Source organism: Listeria welshimeri serovar 6b str. SLCC5334, assembly GCF_000060285.1.
Lineage (GTDB): Bacteria > Bacillota > Bacilli > Lactobacillales > Listeriaceae > Listeria > Listeria welshimeri.
This window is the reverse complement of sequence record NC_008555.1, coordinates 719,493-740,379: the sequence shown is the minus strand read 5'-3', so window position 1 is coordinate 740,379 and position 20,887 is coordinate 719,493. Positions and strand designations below refer to the sequence as shown.

The following is a 20,887-nucleotide window of genomic DNA, read 5'->3' as shown; positions in this document are numbered from 1 at the left end:
GTAACTTCCTTCTATTAATGTTGCAGTTATTCCCATACCAAAACGGAAAATGTTGTAACAACCTTTTCTATTTTGATATGCCTAATTCAGGTATTATTTCCCGCTCGTATGTAGCTTTCTTCCTTTTTGATAGTTTGTTGCAAGCCTTTCCATAATTAGTTATAATTAATTAGTGAATATATACACAAGGGAAGGTGGAGCACTAATGGCAGAATTTCAAAGCAATCTAGAGACTGCAGAGCAAGTTGCAACGCTTATGGGACATGCAGATTTATTACTACAAAATATAGTTGGGAAATCCTTAACACCAGCCTTGAAAACAACATTAGATGGAAATAATAAAGCCAAACAAAGCAATCAGCAACTAATCCAACTCATTCAACAATTCCAAACAGCTTTTGAAAAAGATGTTAATAATATTCGTTCTGTGGCACATGAATTCGTGGCAAACGATGAAGAACTAAAGAAAAATTTTGAAAACCAAAACTTGTTCAAAGACTCCTTAGCAGATGTTATTGGTACGAAACGTTAGGAGGAAATGAGATGAATGTAGCAGTAGAAAATAAAATAGATGAACTTAATCGAGCATTGCACAATGTTACTATGATGCAAGAACAAAATCAATCTGCCCTATATCGATTAGAGCGCAAAGAACAATCTTGGGAGGAAATCAATCAAAATGGCTCTTACCTGTTTGATAGATTACTTTCCTATTGGCATGAGGATAGACATATGGCACTTTTATTTGAAGACAATAAGCAGGAATTTCGGCAATTTCAACAACAGAATAAATATGCTATTGAAGAAGAAAAAGAGCAACTTGTGGCAGATAAACGGTCATTAATAAACAAAGAAGAAGCATATTATTACGAACGACGGAAATTGATGATGGATGGTGAACTATGAGTTTAAATATGTATTTAGGTGAAATAGATGTCCAAACAAGTACTATAACAGATATATGTAGCGATACTATTTATGCTATGGAACAAGTCATCCATTCTATCGACACTTTCACAGGAGATGTTATTCTTAAGGGGGTTACTTACGATAGCGCAAAAATATATTTTTCTCAAACTTATCGCTTGCTTGCGCAGGGAATCATTATTTACTGTGAGGAACTTATACGACAAAATCAAGCTTTCCCAACAGATTTTCGTTCTGAGGTTGCAGATACTGATGTAATGGAAGAAGAAGTAAAAGAACAAATTCGCGAGGCAAAAATAATGATTCTGAATTTAGAAGAGGCGGTTAGTAATAATCTTGCAGTCAAGCCTCAGACAACTCTCTTTGATTCTGTAAAGAGCAATCTAGAAAGAAAATTGGAAGACTTATACTATTTTAATTCGCAATCTAGTATCTATTTTGAAGAAGCAGAAAAACTCGCAACAGATATTGAGAGTGGTTTGACTAATATACAAGGTGGCAAAGGATTTAGCCAAATATCAAGCACCTTTAGTTTGACTGGGATAACGATAAATTGGCAAACAGCACTTCGAAAGGCAAATGATGCTATAAAGATTAAAGAATTGAAGAATCATGATGTTTATGCAGTGGTATACTTGAATGCAAAAGGTGAAGCACAAATACGTTGGCATCTAGAAAAAGATGGAAAAGGCGTCACAAATCCCGAGCTTTATAGCTATCTATTTCAGTCAGGAAAATATTTGGATGGTGAGGATTATACTATTTGGAGCATGGATGATTATAATGCACGCCTTAAAGATGGTTGGCGAAAAGGAATAAATTATCAAAACGGCGATGAGTATAATCCGTTTATCAGCGGAACTTTAGCAGCTTCACAATATGTAGAAGATGGCTATGATTGGACACAAGAAACTGGTATGTATGATATAATTTTAATGGCAGGTTTAAGCTATGCATCTTATAAATCTACTACTCCAAAAGCAACTAACGGGAACAAGAGTAATTCTAAATTAACTCAAGAAAGTGTAAATGCTAAACTTGAAGGCTACTTACTTGATAAAAATCATCCTATTGGTGGTTCTAAGGCAAATTGGTTCGAAAAAGCGCTTGGTTTCAATAAAACAAATAGTAGTCAATTAAGTCAACAAATTATATTTGATGAGGCTAAAGCAGTACAAACTGCAGTTACTGAATATGGGACTAAGTATAGCCAAATAACTTCAATAAAAGGTGCTAATGGTAAGGTTATTAATGTGGAATTTGTGTGGATAAAAAATAAAGATGGGGTTATCAGACTCGTAACTTCAATTCCAACTAAAAAGTAGGTGAATATATTGTTTAAAGAATATGATGTTGTATATAGTAATGAAAAAATCAATGAAAAAGTTCCATATAACACTAAGGGTGTCGTGGTGATGATTTTAGATACGAAAATCCCAGTATTTGAAATTGAATTTGTTGATGCTGATAATCAAACACTTGACATAACCGAAGTTAGAGGCAGTCAATTACAAAGTTGAGATATTTAATTTCAGATTAATGATACAAGAAATATCTTCTCTTATGAGTAAATACAAAAAATAGCCTATAAAAAGCATTAAGTTTGAGATTAAATCCCAAACTTAATGCTTTTTATATATTATTCGTTTGCTCGCTGTCCCTCTCAATAAGTTTATTTACTTCCTTATGAGATACTACCCAAATGGTGAGTGTTTTCGCTCTTACTCTGAAACGATTGCTTTTGTTAAATCGTCTACGAAATCTTGTTTGTTTTCGGCTTTGGATGCTTCTGAAATGGCATCGATATCTTTTGGTTTATCATCCCAGCGGCCGGAATCTGCTGTTACTGCAATATGGATACTTTTATCTTTATTATCATTCATAAAAGTAGATACGTTTTCTGGAATATCATCGGATTGAACGGTAGTAAATAGTACTACTTTATCATAGTCATCTGCTTTTACTTTGTCTAGTTTTGTTGTATCGGTAATAGAAACATGTACATTCTTGCCTTCCATGTCTTTTTTCACTTGATCCATTACACTGTCTTTGAATTTACTGCCTTGAGTGGCAAGTAGCACATGATTTCCAGTTGCTGATTTGTTTATTTCTGCATTTTCGGTAACATCCATTGATTTAAGGAAACGATATGATAACATCACTCCTGCAAATATAACTACTGCGATTCCTACGACGATTAAGCTGATTTTTAATGGTTTTTTCATGTTAAATTCCTCTTTTCTGTTAGTTGGGTCATTCTGATCTTAATGCTTCTGCTGCATCTAATTTAGCGGCTTTATTACTTGGATAAATAGAGAAGATAAAGCCTATAGTAATGGTTATTGCTAGTGTGATTAGGAAATTCCAGAACGAAATGTGAATCATATTTTCAAAACCAATTTTCGTTTCTAAAATAGGACTTGCTATTTTTGCAATTGTTATCGCGACAACACTTGATAAAATGTTAGCTAAAATAATAATATAACTTGCTTCCATCATGAAAAGTCCGCGGATATGGCGTTTACGATAACCAATTGCTCGGAATACACCGATTTCTCTTGTTCTTTCAACGACACCGATATAAAGCACGATAGCAATCATCACGCCAGCAACAGCAAGCGAAAGTCCTGCAATAAAGGCAATCAAGTACACAATAATATCGGTAAATTGGCTAAATGTGTCTACAAAAGCATTCGCGTTCGTAATTGAATAATTTGCCCAAGCTTTGTCGTTTTCATATTTTTCAACAACTTGTTCTGCTTGGTCTGTTGTTTTAGTAAAAGCATCTACAGACAAAATTGGTTTCTCGATTTCGGTCGTCTTAATAAAGTCATCCATTGTTTTCGTGGAAACGTCAAACCCTCTGGCAAAGCCTTCTTTGGACGGGTTAGTAATGCCCCTAATTACCGTTTCTATTTTGACAGTATTAGCTGTTTCACTGTTTCTTCCAGCATATAGCAAGGTTATTTTTTTGTCGATCAGCTTATCGCCGTCGCTTTTCGTTAGCTCATCTGAATCATTTTTTCCGAGAATAGCTCTGGCTACGCTAGATGGAATCACTGCGCCAGCTTCATCACTAGTAACCATTTTCCCACTCAATAAATATTCATCTTTGACTGTATAATCTTTGTAACGAGAGGCTTTAAAATTCGCCTCCTGCATTTCACTCGAAACACCATCTAAATATTTATCATCATATTCAAATTTGATTCCTTGAATAGTCGTTCGCTCATACACTTCAGAAATAGCTTCATCTTTGTACAATTGCTTAATTTTCTTTATCTCACTACTCGTTAAGGGCGTGGTTGGCTCTGGTGATTTTGAACCGCCATCCTCTTTATAATAAGTAGTAATTTGATTTGGTGAAAAAGTGGTCCCAAAAATCTTAGATAGACTTTGTGTGACCCCGTTTCCTAGTCCAAAAGCTAGAAGAATTGCGATAATCCCAATAGATGTTCCGAGTGCTACTAGTAAATTCCGAAACTTTCTATTGAAAAAGCTTTGAAAAGAAATTTTTGCAGTGGCCCAGCCATTTAATCGTAACTTTTTTTCTTTTTTAGGGCTAAATTGTTCTGTAACTTCTTTTTTTCTTTCAAAAGATACTACTTCACCATCCGCGAGTCGCAGTATAGCATCTGTTTTATCCGCAATATTCAAATCATGTGTAACAACAATTACGGTAGTTCCAAGTTTTGTTAAATCTTTCAGGAGTTTAATAATTTCTTCTGAAGTGACACTGTCGAGCGCACCAGTTGGTTCATCTGCAATAATCATATCTGGATTATTAGCAAGAGATCTCGCAATCGCCACCCGTTGCTTTTGTCCACCAGAAAGTTGTGTTGGTTTTTTATTAGCAAATTCTACTAAACCAACTTGTTTCAGCAAATCTAGCGCTCTTTCGTTGCGGTCACTTTCCGATAATTCAGGGTTTAAATATAAAGGAACTTTTACATTCTCAATGACAGACATATGATTAACTAAGTGGAAGCTTTGAAAAATAAAGCCAATATGATTGAAATGATACAAATCTAAATCAATATCTTGTAAATCCTCGCCGTTATATAAAACTTTTCCTGAGTAGTCTGTATCAAGTCCGCTAATAATGTTTAATAAAGTCGACTTCCCGCTACCGCTTTTTCCGATGATAGCTGCAAATTCACCGTCTTTAATAGTTACATTAATATTTTTTAAAACAGGCGTTTCGTTTTTCTTTCCTAATTTATAGGATTTTTTCAGTTGCGTAATTTCTAACATTTAGTCTCCTACTTTCAAATAGTGTCCATTTTTTTAGATTTCATATAAATGTAGCTTCCGGCAATAATAGAACATAATGTTGCGTTCCAAATAATGGATAACAATGAAATTTCAAAGTGACCACTTGGTAAAATCGAAATAATTCCACCACTGTTATAAATGTGCAAGTAATATTCAGCCAGTAAGTTCACGATTAAAATTCCGAAAAGCAATAAGATAACTGCTGCTTTTTGAGCATAACTTGCTTTCACATGATCTTTTAACCACCCAACAGGGATGACAAAATAACAAACAAACATCGCGATAAATAAGAACATCATTAACGTTCCAGATACAAAAGATAGCGCGTCGCCAGCTTCCATGCGTCCTGTTTCAAACCCGTAATACCAAATAAAAGCACTTTGAACTAAAATTACAGTAATCGCTGATATATAAGCAGCAAATAATTTTCCGAAAAACTTCTTCGTTTCTGAAAATCCAGATAGAGATGCAAGTGTTAAGTTTTCTTTCGATGTGTCTAGCTTAGTAATTTTCCATGTGGTGATAAGAACAAGAAGTAAGCTCATTACGGTTGTTCCTCGAATAGCTCTAAATAGTAAATCTGGTCCTTCCAGTAGATTCATTGTTAGGCCTACTAAATTCAGTCCTAAGATAATTGCAAGCCCGATTAAAAGAATAGGACTAATTTGTTTTAAATAAAAAGTAATCATTTTTTTCATTTGTTCATTTCCTCCTTATAGAAATCGATTAATGAATTGCCTGTTTCCTCGCGGTAATCTTCTGTTTCAATTATTTTTAGTGTGCCTTCTTTGATTAACCACAGTTTGTTATATAATTTTTCCGTTCCTTCTAAATGATGCGAAGAAATAATCGTGATAACATCTGGCTCTGTTTCGCTAATAATAGCTTTCATTACTTCTGAACGAGCCATAATATCGATGTTCGCAAAAGGTTCATCATAAAGATATACTTTGGCTTTTCTTGCTAAAACACCGCCAATTTTCACTTTCATTAGCATACCAGTCGATAATTCACCAAGTTTTAGCCGCTTGTTAATGCGCCAGCCTGAAAGCAATCTGTCCCATTTATCTAATTGAATATCTTCAAAAAGCAAAGCATGTTGTTTCATAAATTCTTCGATGGTGATACTTTTTTTAGCATAAAGTTCATTATTTAGATAAGCGATGTGCTGACGGATGTTATTAGCAGCAAAAACTTCATTATCTAATTCTAATGTGCCACTATCTGGTTTCTTCAAATTCGCTAACATATCTAGCAAGGTCGTTTTGCCACTACCGTTTTCACCAGTTAGTACAATCATGTCGCCTGGTTTTGCTTCAAAATCCAAGTTTTGTAACACTAATTTATTTGGATATGATTTCGCAATATTATTTCCCACCAACATTAACTTCTACCTCCTCTACTTTTTTCACCCAAGCGATAATTTTTTCTTTATTAATTCCTAATTTACTCATTTCGTTAATAAAATTTTCGGTAAGTTGTTTTGCGATGTCATTTTCCAATTGCTCAATTCTCCTCTTATCTTCTGTCAAATATTTACCAGTACCTCGAACGGTGTATATGATTCCTGCCTCTTCCAGTTCCGCATAAGCTCGCTGGATGGTCGTCGGGTTTACTTCTAACTTTGTTGCGAGTTCTCTTACAGATAGTAGCTTGTCACCAGCCGCGTAAATGCCTGTAACAATTTCTGTATGAATATAATGAACGATTTGTTTATAAATGGGTTTACTATCATCAAACTTCATAATTTCCTCCTTTCGCCTGTCTGTCCGTATCACCGTACCACTCGGGTCACACTGGCTATGAATGTACTATATCAAAGGAATCCTGCTTGATTTATATAAGTAATATATCCAAAAAGCAGTTTTCATTGGTTTCAAAAAAACTTTTACATTTTAAATGTATACAACAAGCGGGTTTGAGCAATGTCACAAACTGTTCATAATTCTTTTTTTTAAGAAATAGCGTATAATGAAATGGAAATAAGCTGGAAACAAGGAGGAAGTAAAAATGCCAGAAAAACTTGATACTGTACTCGGTTATTTAAAAGAATTTCCGGATTACAATAAATATGTCACGAAGAAAACCTATACCAATAATGAGAAAATAGTTTTTGAGGAAGAAAAAGCAAAACATATCTTTTTTGTTTTAGAAGGTTATGCCGCAGTGGAACTAGAGGATAATTTACGGAAAACGAACTATATTTCGATATTTGTTCTTCCATATAATGTTTTAGGAATTGATGCGTTTTCGAGTTACCCGAAGAAAAAGCATAGTATTACTGTGATGAGTGAAAAATTAGTGCTTTATAAAATAGATGCAGACTTTTTACTGAACATATTAGCAATGAAGCCAGATGTGAATGATTTCCTTTTGACAAGTATTGCGGATGTTTTCGCACGACACTATGCGCTTCTTGGAATGATTGCAAAAAATCCTAAAGAGCGAATTTATATGGCTTTGGAAAATCTTGCTGTAGAAATGGGCATTGAAGATGAAGAAAAAAACGAAATTGTATTACCTTCCTTCATTAATCAATCTGTACTCGCGAGATATTGCCGCACAACTCAGCCAAACATATCCAATTTGCTGACAGAACTTGTAGAAGAAGAATTTTTAACGAGCAAAAAAAGCCCTTATCGAATTGATAAGGACTCCTTAGATATTTAATAACTTTAAAATAGATGAACCTAACTGGTTGATCTATTTTTTTATTTCATTGCTGAGCTATTTTTACTCATTTTCTATTCCTGCAATCATTGTTACACGGTTTTGATGTCTCCCACCTTCGAATTCAGCTTCTAACCAATTTTGGACAATCATTTTTGCCATTTCTGAGCCAATCACTCTTGAACCGAAAGCTAAAATATTGGTATTGTTGTGTTCACGTGATAATTTTGCTGAGTATGGTTCACTACAAACGACTGCGCGGATACCTTTAACTTTATTAGCAGCAATGGAAATCCCCACCCCTGTTCCACAAATCAAGATACCTAAATCAGCTTTCCCCGCTGCAACATTCTCAGCAACTTTTTTGCCATATTCTGGATAGTCTGTTCTTTCATTTGTAAAAGCACCAAAATCTTCTACTTCATGACCTAATTCCTTTAAAAATCGGATAATAATAGGCTTAAGTTCTATACCAACATGATCATTTCCAATCGCAATTTTCATCGTACTTCCTCCATATCTTCTTGTTTTAAATGTTTAATAATTTTAGCATAGTCCTCTTTTTTACCAAATAGCGCTGAGGTTCCAAGTACAAATCCTCGGACGCCAATTTTAGAAAGTTTAGCAATTTTTTCTGGAGATATAGCCCCATCGACCATAATTTCAAAGGGATATTTCTTTTTTAATTGAACCAGTTCTATTATTTTGTCATCCACATAATCAAGATACGTTTGACCCGAAAAGCCCGGATTAACAGTCATCACCATCAAATAATCTACTAATGGCAAAAGTTCTTTTATCGTAGAAATAGCAGTTCCAGGATTAATAGCCACACCTGTTTTCTTCCCTTTTTTTCGTATTTTGTCTAAAGTTCTTGCTGGATGTTTATCTGCTTCTGGATGAATATAAATAATATCGGCACCCGAATCAGCAAATAACTCCACATAGTTACCTGGATTCATTATCATTAAATGAACATCCACTAGTTTCTGCGTTTTATTTCGAATTTCTTTAAAATCTTGCAATCCCATGCCAAAGCTCGGTACAAATTCACCATCCATTATATCTATATGAAAGATGTCACTTCCAGCTCGGTCTAGTTCTTCAATTTCCTTTTGGAGATTAGAAAAATCAGCACACATCATTGAGGGGCAAAGCAATTTCTTTGTCATTATATGTATTCACTCCTTTGAGATAACGATTACTCATGCTATAAATAAAAAAGGAAAGTCTGTACGGGTAATCGTTTTACCATTTTCTGGTTAAATATATCATCTAAATCATTCTATGTCAACGTTCAATCTCCCTTTCCTTCATTTGATAAAGTTAAATGAATATGCGAAAATAGAGTAATATATAAACGTTTACTCAAAAAAGGTGGATACTATGAAAAAAACTTCTATAAAGGATATTGCTAAATTAAGCGGTGTTTCCGTCGCAACCGTTTCTCGTGTCATCAATGATAATGGTCGCTTTTCAGAAGAAACTCGCCAGAAAGTATTAGCTGTCATAAAAGAAACCAACTACCAAATGAATTTTAGTGCAAAAAGTTTGCGGATGAATAAATCTTTTTCTGTTGGCATTTTAGTTCCTGATATTAGCAATTATTTTTTCTCTAGTGTCGTCCAACAAATGGAAGCTATTTTATTCGAGCAAGGATATTCTACAATCATCTGTAATACCGGTCGTAATTTAGATAAAGAATTAGCTTATTTAAACATGTTAGAAAGCAAAATGGTCGATGGGCTTATCGTTATTTCAGGAGCAGATGAATTTGGTTTTAACTATTCTAATGCCGAAAATGGTATTCCCTATGTGTGTATTGACCGCCAACCAAAAGATAAAAAAGATACTATTTTCATCTCATCAAATCACTATCAAGGTGCCTTCGAAGCAACAGAAGCATTGATTCATGCTGGTGCAAAATCTCCCGTTATCTTTATGCACAGTAGACAATCATCATCTGCAAAAGAGCGTTTAAAAGGATTTCAAGATGCTCTAAAGAAAAATAATATACAAATGAATCCTGAATTGTCTATATTTACAATGGACTTGCAAAAACCCGATTATCAAAAAAACATTGCTACTTTTGTCCAAAAAGCAAAAAAAATAGATGGTATTTTTGCGATTAATGACCATATCGCGATTGAGTTATTGAATTTCTTGCCAACTATTGGAAAAAAAATACCTGATGATATTAAGTTAATTGGATTCGATGATACCCCGCAGTGCAATTACACCGTTCCAAAATTAAGTAGTGTTAAACAAAATATTCCTGAAATTGCTCAAATAACCGTGGATAATTTGATTTCTATTATTAAAAATCCCGAACAACAAAAACAAATTACTGAAATAGTTCCCGTCGAATTATCTTTAAGAGGCTCTATTTAAATAAAAAACTAAGGCGCTCTTTCTTTTTCATGGAAGAGCGCCTTAGTTAATATTTATTTTTTAATGTTGTTTTTTACGCGAGAAGAATAAACTAAATCCTACACAGACAACGATTAAACCAAATACACTATACATAACACTATCAAAGAGATTGTCTCCAGTAGTAGGAAGTTTTAATTTACTTGCTACTGTCGATTGTTTATGTTTTTCAGGTGTGATTTTCAACGTATCAGCTTTCTTGGTTGGTACTTTTTGTACATCTGTTGTTGGATTATTAGGGCTTACTGGTGTGATAGGTTTTGTTGGTGGTTCTGGTGTTATTGGTGGTTCTGGAATTGCTTTTGATTTTACGGTTATATTAACAGTGACCGATTCCCCGTCAAAAGTATAAGTGACAGGATAAACGCCTACTTTCGATACATCTACCGTACCCTCTACATTTACATCACTGAATGAAACTGGCTTACCAAAATTATCTAATGCACTGTCAAAATTATCCTCCGCATTCCACTGATCACCAACATAAATAGTGGAATCATGTGCTTTAATAGAAGCTGGTATTTTATTATACACATAAGTGACTGTTTGAGCTTCTGCTACAAAATTCCCATTTGCATTCGCTGGTAGCTTACTTTCATCAATTGTAAATCCTGCTATGTCTTTTGCTTCTGTTTTGTATGGTTCATCTATTTTACCTGTCAAAGTATCAGAAGGAGATAGCTCTTTACCATCTTGATCAACATATTTCACTGTGACAGGCGCGCCGTCTACTTTATTGTAAACATAAGTGACCATTTGTGCTTCCTGACTTAGCGTTCCAATGCCATTTGTTGGAAGTTTAGAGCTGTCTAATTCATATTTATCGATTTCTAATTTATATTCAGGAGTTGTTACATCAAAAAAATCACCAATGTTTCCACTAACTGTTTGAGACTCACGGATTTCTACCCCTGTTTCATCTATATATTTAACAGTTAAATCTGCTGCTGCGACTGGTAAAATATCGATTAAAATAGTAACTTGATTATGGGGATTTTGTGTGGCGTTATCAAGCACAATACTTAATACATGAATTCCCGAGGTTAAATTTGTTAACGGAATACTCACATCTGAAGTCAATTCTCCATCATAAAGCTGTTTGCCATTATTGGTATCCGTTATTGTAACGTTGTGACCTGCAAACAAAGCAGAGTCAAACATATTTATTACTTTTAAATCAATAAAAGTGGGACTACCTGATGAAAATGGTGTGAAATTCATATCATTTGTTAAATTCGATAAAAAACTATTTGTTGCTTTAATTTGGCCACCTACGTTTGGATTACTCTCAGTGTAAACAAAAGTATATGGCGTGTATACGCTTGGGATTTCTTGTTTACTATTAAGTGTTACTTGATTTCCAGCAACATTTACTTCATTTGTTCCTACTCTATTTTCATATAAGCTTAATGGTATTTGACCAACTAATTTATTGTTTTGCAAAGAAATAGATGCAATATTCCCAAGTCCATCAGGAATTGTACCTGATAATTGGTTATAATCTAATCTTAGCTCGGTTAGATTCTTTAGTTCTCCTAGTTCAGAAGGAATCGTACCAGTTAAATTATTAGAATATAAGAGTAAAGTTTGAAGAGATACAAGATTTTTAATTTCTGGTGGAACTTCTCCTGTTAATCCTCTATTGCTTAAGGAAATTTTTGTTATTTTATTTAAATCTTCAAAAGTTAAATCAACACCAACCTTTTTTGGAGATAACTGTCTGTTCACCTCATTGATTAACCATGCTTGATTTCCTAAATCTTGAGATGAAACTATGTCTGTACTTGCTTTTTCTGCCCTCAGTTGTGATTGCTCTTCATTTGATGTCTGCTTGTCATTTTCAAATGCTAAACTTGTAAGCGGGCTTCCACCAATAACACTTAAACTTATAGCTACTATTGATAGACATTTAAAAGCTTTTTTCATGAATGTACCTCCTGTTTGTTTTATTCCCTTTAAAGTGTATACTAAAATATATTTTGAAAGTAACTTATACACATATTTCTAATTCAGATTTGAACATTTTGTGACAAATTAAAACCCTAAAAATCACAAAACATTATTTTTCGATTAAAGAAATTTGACAATTTTTTATTTAGTGTTGAAATCAGCTTTTTTAAGGATGTTTTTACATTATTTTGCTCCAAAAAAAAAATCTTAAAAAGTTAGATGCGAACTCTAACTTTTTAAGATAAATTATATTTTAACGCTATTATTTTGATAACAAGTAATTATTATTACTATAAATTCGTTTTGCTAGAATTAAGAAAACACTAGCTAAGATAAGATTTGATGCGAGTGTCGCCAGTAAATGACTCCAGACAAATTGATCATATATCATTTCACGTAGCAAGAATGAAATGTTTGCAAGTGGAATGAAAAACATCGCAGTAGTTGTTTGACTTAAACTGATAAACATAGGGACAAATGATGGGATAATCGCCAACATCATAATAGGGCTCTGATAGCTATTTGCTTCTTTCATTGATTTTGCAAATATGGCTGCAATCGTTTGAATACTAACAATCAAAGCTGCAAAAGAAATTACTGCGAGCATTCCAACTACAAAAATAGTAATAGGACTAGACATCGCATCCAAAGCTTTTCGCAAATGTGTAGTTGCAAAGAAAATTACAAGTAAAGTGGCTGCTAATGAGATAATCGCCGTAAACAAACTTACCGTCATTGCGACAGCCCATTTACCAAATAATAGGGTACCACGTTTTACCGGAGTTACCAGTAAGGCATCAATAATTTTTTTGTCTTTCTCTCCCGCAAAAAGTTCGGATACAACTGGATAAGCTCCAATAGTTACACCCAGACATAAGAGCATTGGTAAAAGTATAGTCAGCATCATTCGAGAAGCTTCAATTTCTGTTGATCCATTTGATAATGGTTTTACTTCGACGCTCATTAAATCCAACACTTGTGTAGAGATATTGGCTTTTGCTAGCTGGTCTGCTGTTACTGCTTTGTTAATGACTTCTAGTTGTGCATTTAACATACCGACTGCTGCTGCTGAATTTTTATCCGATGAATCACTATAGAGAATGAAGGAAGCTGATTCTCCTTTTTCCATTTTTGCTAAGGCGTCTTCGTCTGCAATCATCGCAATATTGGCATCCCCTTTTGCAGCAGATTCTTTTGGATTATTCACTTTTTCAAATGTCATCTCTTTGTTTTGCTCGTGTAATTGATTTAATAGCGCTGAATCAGCAGTTTTATTGACTGCTACAGTTACTTCGTTGTCAGAACTCGTGAGCAAGCTTTCATAAAATAAAATCAATCCTACAAAAATAAGCATCGGTAAGAAAACAACGAGAATAAAAGTTCTTTTATCCCGAAATATTTCCAGCATTTCTTTTTTATATACATGAGAAAACTGGCTTTTTTTAGACATATGTTTCACCTCGGACAATATTTGACATGAAAATATAATTCAAATCATCGGTTCCTTCTTTTTCATATAACGCTTCCGCTGTGCCACTATACAATAGCTGACCTTGGTGCATCAAAATTAAATCATCAGACAAATTTCTCACTTCATCCATAATATGACTGGAAAAAATAATCGTTTTTCCTTCTTTTTGTAGCTGGCGCGTGAAATCTCGGAATACATTTGCGCTTGTAATATCTAAACCCGTAGTTGGTTCATCAAATAAGATAACTTCTGGATCATGAATTACTGCTCTTGCAATCGCTACTTTCTGGCGCATTCCACGTGAGAAACCACCAACTGTTCGATCTAATTCTTTTCGCATGCCAAACCGCTGTGATAAATCATCAATACGATTTTTTAGCGTATGTTTTGGCAAACCATATAATCCACCGAAATAAAGCAGGTTTTCCCGTGCAGTTAAACGATCATAAAGTCCTGTTTCCCCACCGAATAATACACCAATATGATTTTTAACTTCTTCTGCTTGTTTTAAAGTATCATATCCAGCGACAGAGATTGTTCCTTCATCCTGTGATACTAATGTGGCGATACTACGCAAAATAGTTGTTTTTCCAGCTCCGTTTTCACCAACTAAGCCAACAATTCGTCCTTTTCCTACATGAAATGAAACATGGTCGACAGCTGTAGTTGATTTTTTACGATCTTGGAATTTTTTTGTCACATTTACTACATCAATCATATTTATGCCCCCTCATTTTTTCTAATAACTAAATCATACCCTAAATCCTATTTAAAACGAGCTTTTTGTCGTAAAAGGAGCAAATTATGTCGTGAAAAGGGTGTTTTTAAGAGGGAGTTTGTTTATAATGAACTAGGGAGAGGTGAAAAAATGCTTACTGTAGGAATTGTGGATGATAACCCACGAGATTTAGAAAAATTGGAATTAATTGTAAATAATATGGAGAACGTGGAGCTTATTTTGAAAGCTAATTCTGCTGATGAAGTATACCATTCTATCCAAAAAACACCTGTAGATTTACTTATAACAGATATTGAAATGCCTGGTATGTCAGGTTACCAATTAGCTGATTTTATCCAATTAAATAATATGAAAACTGCCGTTATTTTCGTCACAGCAAAAAGTGGCTATGCAGTTCATGCTTTTGAGCTTAACGTCCATGATTATATTTTAAAACCTTTTAATCCAGATCGTTTAATTCAAAGCATTGACCGTTTTACAGAAAAAAAAGATGCTGGCCGAGTTACAGGACGACTTTTTATTCGCTCTGATGGAGATCTTGTTGTCGTGCCAAAAGCAGAGATTATTTTTCTTGAAAGAACTGGACGAACAACGACTATACATACAATAAATGAAACTTACGAAACTTACCAATCACTGGGTGAACTTGAGGGAGATATTCGTGAAAGCATGTTTATCCGTTCTCATCGTTCATTTATTATTAATTTACAATATGTGAAACGTTTTGCTTCTTATTCTAAGAAATCTTTTGTGGTCATTTTTGAAGGGAGCAGTGGTAAAGCGCTCGTAACGAAGGAAAAACTTAAATATTTGCAAGAAAACTATTTTTAGGAGGGGGTTGCAACATGCGTCTTTTTTTGGCGGGGTTGTGTTTACTGTATACAGCTACTAGTATTTATATGATGCCGGGGATTATTTGGTTAATATGCTTTTTATTGTTGGCAATGATAACATTTATATTCCTTGTTAAAACACCACTTCCTAAACATTCTAGCTGGCTAGTCGGGCTTATGATTGCTGGATTAGTAATAGCTGTTATTTTTGAGAGTCCATTATCTGGTTGGGCGCTTCTTTTTTTATTTTTATTTGCCCTATTTCAACTTGGCAATCTGGAACAAAGAAACGAACAACTTCAAAAAAAAGTGGCTCATTTAGAACGTTTTGTTCATTTACTTCAAGCTGAGCGGCATAAAAACTATCATTCTCATACCCTTTTCCAGTTAACTAAAAATGAACGGCCAGATGTATCCGCTTGGCTTGTGTCAATAGAAGAAGAAATGCGGCTAGCTCAAATTACCTTTCGTACAGATTTTCAAGCTCCTTTGTCTGATTTACCATTTAAAAATAATGCGCTTTTGCCAGTTATGTCGGCTATTCTAGCTAACGCCAAACAAGCTGCCGCATTAGAAAAAAACAGCTGGGTTACATGGCGCTTAAAACAACAAAGTGGCTTGTTTTTATTTGAAATTTCGAATGCAACAAGCGAACCTAGCCAAAAAATTATGGACAATCTATTCCTTAGACCGAAGCTAGAAAGTGGTACTGCATTAATCAAACGAGAAGTATCGCGCGTTCACGGCACAATTGATTATCGATTTGATCATCATACATTTAAATTAATGATAAAATTACCAGCGATGAAAGATTAAAAATCTTTTTTCCAAAATGGACTATTGCTTAGATAGATTAATATTTGTAGGTTTAAAAATAGACTGTAACCAAAATGATTTCTCATCTTGTTACAGTCTATTCTCTAATTATGGCTATTCGAAAGTTGGAACTTTTCTTGCAAGGCACATAATACCAGCAATAATAGCAAGTATACCAGGAACGATCCAAAGTAAGCCTACCAATAAGAAACCTCCAACACCAGCTACTAGCGTTAAAATTCCAAATAACTTTGCATTACGCTTAATTAATACAGCGAAAATAATCAAAGCAATACCAACAACTAATGCAATCACGGAAAAAACAACTGTTAAACCACCTGCAGCAGCAAGTGCTTCGCTATCAGCAGTAGTTAAAGATGCTGCATTAGATAGTTCTTCACTTCCTGAAAAAGCAGCTAGAAGCCCTCCGCCTGCAATCCCAGTAATTCCAGCAATAATACCAGTGATTCCTGCGATTAATGTTAGAACGAATTCTGATTTTCTTGGATTCATAATATAAAACCTCCCTTTTTAATAGTCAATTTATATTATAACATTAATTTTTCTAGAATCTATAAACAATTTGCATAGTTTTATCAAAATTTTCTCTTTAATATACAATTTATTCAAATAAGAACTTTCATTTATCGAAATCTAAAGAAAAACTTTCCAAATTATTTGGAAAGTTCGTTTTTCATATGTATTTGTTGAAGTCCATCTGGCATATCTAATTGGATGGTTCGATTATTGGTTACTTTTACAAGACCATTTTCCGTTTGAAAAGTGCCGCTAGCTGGAAGGACATAATCGTCTAAACCAATCATTACACCATTTTCTACTAATCCAGTAATGTACCACGGATGACCAAGAAGTTGTTCTGCTTCTTGAAAATGACCACGGCGAATATAGGAACGAATATTGGTGGAGCTAATTTTTGTTTGGTTTGTTTCGATTACTGGGACAGAAGTCACTGAAATACCATAGGGCTTACAAAGATTCCGGAGTAAATCTACATCAGAATCACGACCTTTACCAAAATTAAATTCAGAACCGACAATAATATGGGATAAATTGAGGTTGGTCAAATGATTCGAGACAAATTCTTCGGGTGTAGTTTCCGCGTATCTTGGCGTGAAAGCTGTTTCTATAAGATGATCAACGCCGTAATGCGCTAACCATCGTTCTTTTTCCATTCTTGGTGTGAGCATTTCGCGATATATTTCGATTTGTTTTAAAGCCCAAAGTGGATGCGGACTGAAACTAATAGCTGTTAATATTTCATGTTCTTTTTTGATAGATAAGGCTGTTTTTAAAATGGTTTGATGACCGAGATGAACTCCGTCGAATTTACCGATTGTTAAAACTGCGGGACGACTATCTTTATTTGGTGCGAGCGTTACGTGTGATACTTCCATTGGCTGATTTCCCCCATTCTTCTCCAGTTTATAGCATAACACAGGAGGCGTGCAAATTTATTGATTACATAAAAAAAAGACCTTTTCCATTTTCGAAAAGGTCTTAAAAAAGTTATTCTACAGTAACACTTTTTGCTAAGTTTCTTGGTTTATCAACGTCACAGTCACGGTGAAGCGCGGCATAGTAAGCAAGTAACTGGCAAGGAATTACGCTTGCAAGTGGCGTTAACAAAGGATGTACTTGTGGAATGACAAAGCGGTCGCCCGGTTGCGCAACGTTTTCCATAGCGAACACACAAGTTTTTGCTCCACGTGCTAATACTTCATTAACATTCCCACGAATATTCCAGTTAATAGATTCTTGTGTGATAAGCGTTAAAACTGGTGTCCCGTCTTCAATTAACGCAATAGTTCCGTGTTTCAATTCTCCACTTGCAAAACCTTCTGCTTGGATATAAGAAATTTCTTTTAATTTTAAGGCAGCTTCCATTGCAACAAAGTAATCAATATTTCTACCTAAGAAAAAGGCATTTCGAGAAGTGGCTAAATATTCACCCGCAATATGTTCAATAACTTCTTTGCTAGAAACCATTGCTTCCATTGCAGTTGCAACTATACCTAATTCAGCAGCTAAATTAATATTAAGTGCTTCTGCATCACCCAATTCACGACCAAGTGACACCGCAAGTACTGCCAAAACAGAAATCTGGGCTGTATAAGCTTTTGTGGATGCAACAGCAATTTCTGGTCCTGCATATAAATACATGGAATGATCTGCTTCACGATCCAGCGTGGAACCTGGTACGTTTGTTAATGTTAAAGTGCGGTAGCCAAGTTCTTTCACTTTTACAAGACATTGACGGCTGTCGGCAGTTTCCCCACTTTGTGTAATAAAAATGAATAATGGTTTTTTAGACATTAGTGGTAAATTATAACCAAACTCACTGGAAACATGTACTTCTACAGGAATCTTGGCCATTTTTTCGATTAAGTTTTTCCCAACTAGTCCAGCATGATAACTCGTACCACAAGCTACAATATGAATACGGTCAGAAGATAAAATTTCATCAATAATAGTTTGATTGACGTTAATTTCACCAACCTCGTTTTGATAAGCTTGAATGATTTTGCGTGTAACAGCTGGTTGTTCGTCGATTTCTTTTAACATATAGTGTGGGTAAGTGCCTTTTTCGATATCAGATGCGTCTAATTCTGCAGTATAGCTCGCACGAATAACTTCTTCCCCTTCTAGTGTTTCTAAAGTGAATCCGTCTTTTGTTACGATAACAATTTCTTTATCCATGATTTCCACGAATTGGTCAGTTTCTTTAAGAACTGCCATTGCATCACTTGCGATAACGTTGAAGTTTTCGCCTTTTCCGATTAATAATGGACTTTTGTTTTTTGCTGCGTACAAAGTTTCTGTATCAGTTTGGTCAATCAAACAAATTGCGTATGAACCGTGAAGTAAAGAAAGAGCTTTCTTGAAGGCTTCTTTTGTAGAAAGTTCTTCTGCAAATAATTCAATGAGCTGTACGATTACTTCTGTATCTGTGTCACTAATAAATGAATGATTTTGTAAATATTCTTCTTTTAAAAGGGAATAGTTTTCGATTACGCCATTATGAACGATAGTAAAACGACCAGATTTGCTTTGGTGCGGGTGGGCGTTCTCGTGATTTGGTTTACCATGAGTTGCCCAGCGAGTATGACCAATTCCAGTAGTTCCAAAAGCGTCACTTGGTACTAGACTTGCGAGATCAGCAATCCGTCCTTTTTCTTTAACAACTGTGACTATGTCCTTATTTTGTAAGGCGATTCCAGCTGAATCATAACCACGATATTCTAATTTTTCAAGTCCTTCTAATAAAATACCTTTTGCATTGTTTGTTCCAATATATCCAACAATTCCACACATAATAAATTCCTCCAATAATTAACTTGAGGGCAGACTTATCCAATTTCCAGCCCTCTATATTTTTTTGTTTCCTTGGAGGGTTTTTACACATATTTCATTACTACTCTGTCCATTTGGTCACCCAAATGTTTTGTAAGTAAGACTTAACGACTGCATGCTACAGCCGGGAGACTCCCGCCGAACTTTCGATTAATCTCCTCCTCGTCAACTGACCGTTACTTTTCAGGAATTTCACCTTCAAGTATTTTCGTCCCAATCAGTTCTGGCGCTTCTATTTAATTGTACAATCCTCCTTCAATACTTTTCAAGGAAACAAATTCATTTTACAATAATATGTATACTAGGTCAAGCATTATATATAGCCGTTTAGCTAAAATTGGTCTATACATTGACAAAAAATAACAAATGACTAATAATATAGTTATGATATAAAAAGGAGCGGACTATATGGTTTTATCAAAAAAAATAGTGTCTAGTATCGTAATTTTGTTTTCGATCGGTTTGGTTTATTTTCGAGCTAATGCGGTTTCTGCTTTAGGTGATACGAGTAATGGTGCTCTACTTCCTTCTACAGGTGACGCGTTTTCGATTTGGCCGATTATTATTGGAGTATTCCTTGTTATCTTAGCACTAGTGTTATTTCTTAAGAAAAAAATATAAAAAAACGTTGGAGAGCACAGATAATGCTTTCCAACGTTTTTTTATGATTTACTTAAATAAATGGCTTGTTTTCCCATCGCAGACCAGCCTTCTTCTAAAATGCTTCTTTTTACAGCACGATTTTTATAACCATATGGGTCGTTAATGTAAAAATTAGTTTTATCATAACCGGTAATCACGACGCTGTGCATGGAATAAGTAATTTTCTTCTTACCTTCTTTAGTTTCTACTGTTTGCCAATTTTTAGGTGCATGGTAATTTGTGGTCGTAATAATCCAGACGGGCGCACCTGTACTGAGAACATTAATAATATCTGAAATAGCATTACCACTAATATCATGTACATGTGCTTCACTTACATATTTAGCTGCAAGTTTGGCGATTGGCGCATGGTTGACTCCAAGACCTTTTTTATCACCGCTAATACTCCCAACAAACGCTTTGTCTGGATTACCATATAGACCGTTTTGTTCAATTGGCGTTGTTGGGAGATTGCTTGCAAGTTCATTCTTCGTTACATTTTTCCCTACAAACTGCAAGAGCATTGCTAAACTTGTCACTTCACAGCCATTAAATAACGTTGGTGCATCCATTTGATTGACGAGTGGCACATCAAGCTTTACATTAAAAGGCTCTCTATCTAGTTTATAAACTACCTTAGCGCTTTCGAGTTTGACGTTTGGTGCATAAAAGGTATATTTCGTATTTAGAAGGGTCAAACTAAATATACACGCTGTAATAACAAGCAACGATTTTATCCAAATTCGCATTTCTACATGCTAC

At 34.7% G+C, this 20,887-nt stretch carries 23 protein-coding genes; 9 read left to right on the top strand and 14 right to left on the bottom strand.

Going from position 1 to position 20,887, the window contains the following annotated elements; all coding sequences use genetic code 11:
- Positions 1–205: 205 nt before the first annotated feature.
- The 4 genes from LWE_RS03645 to LWE_RS03630 are packed head-to-tail and all read left to right on the top strand — an operon-like array spanning position 206 to position 2,447.
- Positions 206–532: a TIGR04197 family type VII secretion effector gene (locus LWE_RS03645; protein ID WP_011701552.1), complete on the top strand. Its 327-nt coding sequence runs from the start codon at positions 206–208 to the stop codon at positions 530–532.
- Positions 533–543: 11 nt separating this feature from the next.
- On the top strand, positions 544–906 hold the full coding sequence (locus tag LWE_RS03640) for a DUF3958 family protein (protein WP_011701551.1): 363 nt from the start codon (positions 544–546) through the stop codon (positions 904–906).
- Complete coding sequence (locus LWE_RS14370; RefSeq protein WP_011701550.1) at positions 903–2,252, top strand: DUF6883 domain-containing protein; 1,350 nt, start codon at positions 903–905, stop codon at positions 2,250–2,252. Before LWE_RS03640 ends, LWE_RS14370 begins: the two co-directional genes overlap by 4 nt.
- 9 nt (positions 2,253–2,261) lie before the next feature.
- Entirely contained in the window at positions 2,262–2,447 is a 186-nt protein-coding gene (locus LWE_RS03630) for a DUF4926 domain-containing protein (RefSeq protein ID WP_011701549.1), read from the top strand.
- 201 nt (positions 2,448–2,648) lie between these two features.
- Here LWE_RS03630 and LWE_RS03625 read toward each other — a convergent pair whose 3' ends face one another.
- From LWE_RS03625 to LWE_RS03605, 5 genes are read right to left on the bottom strand one after another with little or no spacing between them, the layout of a single operon-like run.
- On the bottom strand, positions 2,649–3,152 hold the full coding sequence (locus LWE_RS03625; protein WP_011701548.1) for a hypothetical protein: 504 nt from the start codon (positions 3,150–3,152) through the stop codon (positions 2,649–2,651).
- A gap of 28 nt (positions 3,153–3,180) precedes the next feature.
- Positions 3,181–5,181: an ABC transporter ATP-binding protein/permease gene (locus LWE_RS03620; RefSeq protein ID WP_011701547.1), complete on the bottom strand. Its 2,001-nt coding sequence runs from the start codon at positions 5,179–5,181 to the stop codon at positions 3,181–3,183.
- Between the two features lie 14 nt (positions 5,182–5,195).
- Complete coding sequence (locus LWE_RS03615; RefSeq protein ID WP_011701546.1) at positions 5,196–5,900, bottom strand: hypothetical protein; 705 nt, start codon at positions 5,898–5,900, stop codon at positions 5,196–5,198.
- Entirely contained in the window at positions 5,897–6,586 is a 690-nt protein-coding gene (locus LWE_RS03610) for an ATP-binding cassette domain-containing protein (protein WP_011701545.1), read from the bottom strand. Before LWE_RS03610 ends, LWE_RS03615 begins: the two co-directional genes overlap by 4 nt.
- Positions 6,570–6,947, bottom strand: coding sequence for a GntR family transcriptional regulator (locus LWE_RS03605; RefSeq protein ID WP_011701544.1), 378 nt, complete (start codon positions 6,945–6,947; stop codon positions 6,570–6,572). The genes LWE_RS03610 and LWE_RS03605 overlap by 17 nt, the downstream gene beginning before the upstream one ends.
- A gap of 265 nt (positions 6,948–7,212) precedes the next feature.
- Between LWE_RS03605 and LWE_RS03600 the strand changes: the two genes are divergently transcribed.
- Complete coding sequence (locus LWE_RS03600) at positions 7,213–7,872, top strand: Crp/Fnr family transcriptional regulator (RefSeq protein ID WP_011701543.1); 660 nt, start codon at positions 7,213–7,215, stop codon at positions 7,870–7,872.
- A 63-nt stretch (positions 7,873–7,935) separates the two neighbouring features.
- On the opposite strand, the gene rpiB is transcribed toward LWE_RS03600, so the two are convergent.
- Positions 7,936–8,376 carry a ribose 5-phosphate isomerase B gene (rpiB, locus tag LWE_RS03595; protein ID WP_011701542.1) on the bottom strand — a complete coding sequence of 147 codons (441 nt, stop codon included), beginning with the start codon at positions 8,374–8,376 and terminating at the stop codon, positions 7,936–7,938.
- Positions 8,373–9,044 (bottom strand): ribulose-phosphate 3-epimerase, encoded by a 672-nt coding sequence (gene rpe, locus LWE_RS03590; RefSeq protein WP_011701541.1) that lies wholly within the window; start codon positions 9,042–9,044, stop codon positions 8,373–8,375. Before rpe ends, rpiB begins: the two co-directional genes overlap by 4 nt.
- 214 nt (positions 9,045–9,258) lie before the next feature.
- Between rpe and LWE_RS03585 the strand changes: the two genes are divergently transcribed.
- Positions 9,259–10,263 (top strand): LacI family DNA-binding transcriptional regulator, encoded by a 1,005-nt coding sequence (locus LWE_RS03585; protein WP_011701540.1) that lies wholly within the window; start codon positions 9,259–9,261, stop codon positions 10,261–10,263.
- 60 nt (positions 10,264–10,323) lie between these two features.
- On the opposite strand, the gene LWE_RS03580 is transcribed toward LWE_RS03585, so the two are convergent.
- From LWE_RS03580 to LWE_RS03570, 3 genes are all read right to left on the bottom strand, one after another.
- Positions 10,324–12,228, bottom strand: coding sequence for a MucBP domain-containing protein (locus tag LWE_RS03580; RefSeq protein ID WP_011701539.1), 1,905 nt, complete (start codon positions 12,226–12,228; stop codon positions 10,324–10,326).
- 286 nt (positions 12,229–12,514) lie between these two features.
- Positions 12,515–13,702, bottom strand: coding sequence for an ABC transporter permease (locus tag LWE_RS03575; RefSeq protein ID WP_011701538.1), 1,188 nt, complete (start codon positions 13,700–13,702; stop codon positions 12,515–12,517).
- Positions 13,695–14,441 carry an ABC transporter ATP-binding protein gene (locus LWE_RS03570; RefSeq protein ID WP_011701537.1) on the bottom strand — a complete coding sequence of 249 codons (747 nt, stop codon included), beginning with the start codon at positions 14,439–14,441 and terminating at the stop codon, positions 13,695–13,697. Before LWE_RS03570 ends, LWE_RS03575 begins: the two co-directional genes overlap by 8 nt.
- Before the next feature lie 150 nt (positions 14,442–14,591).
- Between LWE_RS03570 and LWE_RS03565 the strand changes: the two genes are divergently transcribed.
- The gene (locus LWE_RS03565) at positions 14,592–15,293 is read left to right on the top strand and encodes a LytR/AlgR family response regulator transcription factor (RefSeq protein WP_011701536.1); all 702 of its coding nucleotides are present in this window, start codon (positions 14,592–14,594) and stop codon (positions 15,291–15,293) included.
- 14 nt (positions 15,294–15,307) lie between these two features.
- Positions 15,308–16,111 carry an ATP-binding protein gene (locus LWE_RS03560; RefSeq protein ID WP_011701535.1) on the top strand — a complete coding sequence of 268 codons (804 nt, stop codon included), beginning with the start codon at positions 15,308–15,310 and terminating at the stop codon, positions 16,109–16,111.
- Between the two features lie 114 nt (positions 16,112–16,225).
- Here the strand turns inward: LWE_RS03560 and LWE_RS03555 are convergent, their stop codons facing one another.
- The 3 genes from LWE_RS03555 to glmS all read right to left on the bottom strand — a co-directional run bounded on the left by LWE_RS03555 (position 16,226) and on the right by glmS (position 19,444).
- Complete coding sequence (locus tag LWE_RS03555; protein ID WP_011701534.1) at positions 16,226–16,624, bottom strand: DUF4064 domain-containing protein; 399 nt, start codon at positions 16,622–16,624, stop codon at positions 16,226–16,228.
- Between the two features lie 161 nt (positions 16,625–16,785).
- Complete coding sequence (locus LWE_RS03550; protein WP_011701533.1) at positions 16,786–17,526, bottom strand: FAD synthetase family protein; 741 nt, start codon at positions 17,524–17,526, stop codon at positions 16,786–16,788.
- A gap of 112 nt (positions 17,527–17,638) precedes the next feature.
- Complete coding sequence (gene glmS / locus LWE_RS03545; protein WP_011701532.1) at positions 17,639–19,444, bottom strand: glutamine--fructose-6-phosphate transaminase (isomerizing); 1,806 nt, start codon at positions 19,442–19,444, stop codon at positions 17,639–17,641.
- A gap of 447 nt (positions 19,445–19,891) precedes the next feature.
- Between glmS and LWE_RS03535 the strand changes: the two genes are divergently transcribed.
- Positions 19,892–20,104 carry an LPXTG cell wall anchor domain-containing protein gene (locus LWE_RS03535; protein ID WP_011701531.1) on the top strand — a complete coding sequence of 71 codons (213 nt, stop codon included), beginning with the start codon at positions 19,892–19,894 and terminating at the stop codon, positions 20,102–20,104.
- Positions 20,105–20,145: 41 nt separating this feature from the next.
- Here the strand turns inward: LWE_RS03535 and LWE_RS03530 are convergent, their stop codons facing one another.
- The gene (locus LWE_RS03530) at positions 20,146–20,874 is read right to left on the bottom strand and encodes a C39 family peptidase (RefSeq protein ID WP_011701530.1); all 729 of its coding nucleotides are present in this window, start codon (positions 20,872–20,874) and stop codon (positions 20,146–20,148) included.
- Positions 20,875–20,887: the final 13 nt, after the last annotated feature.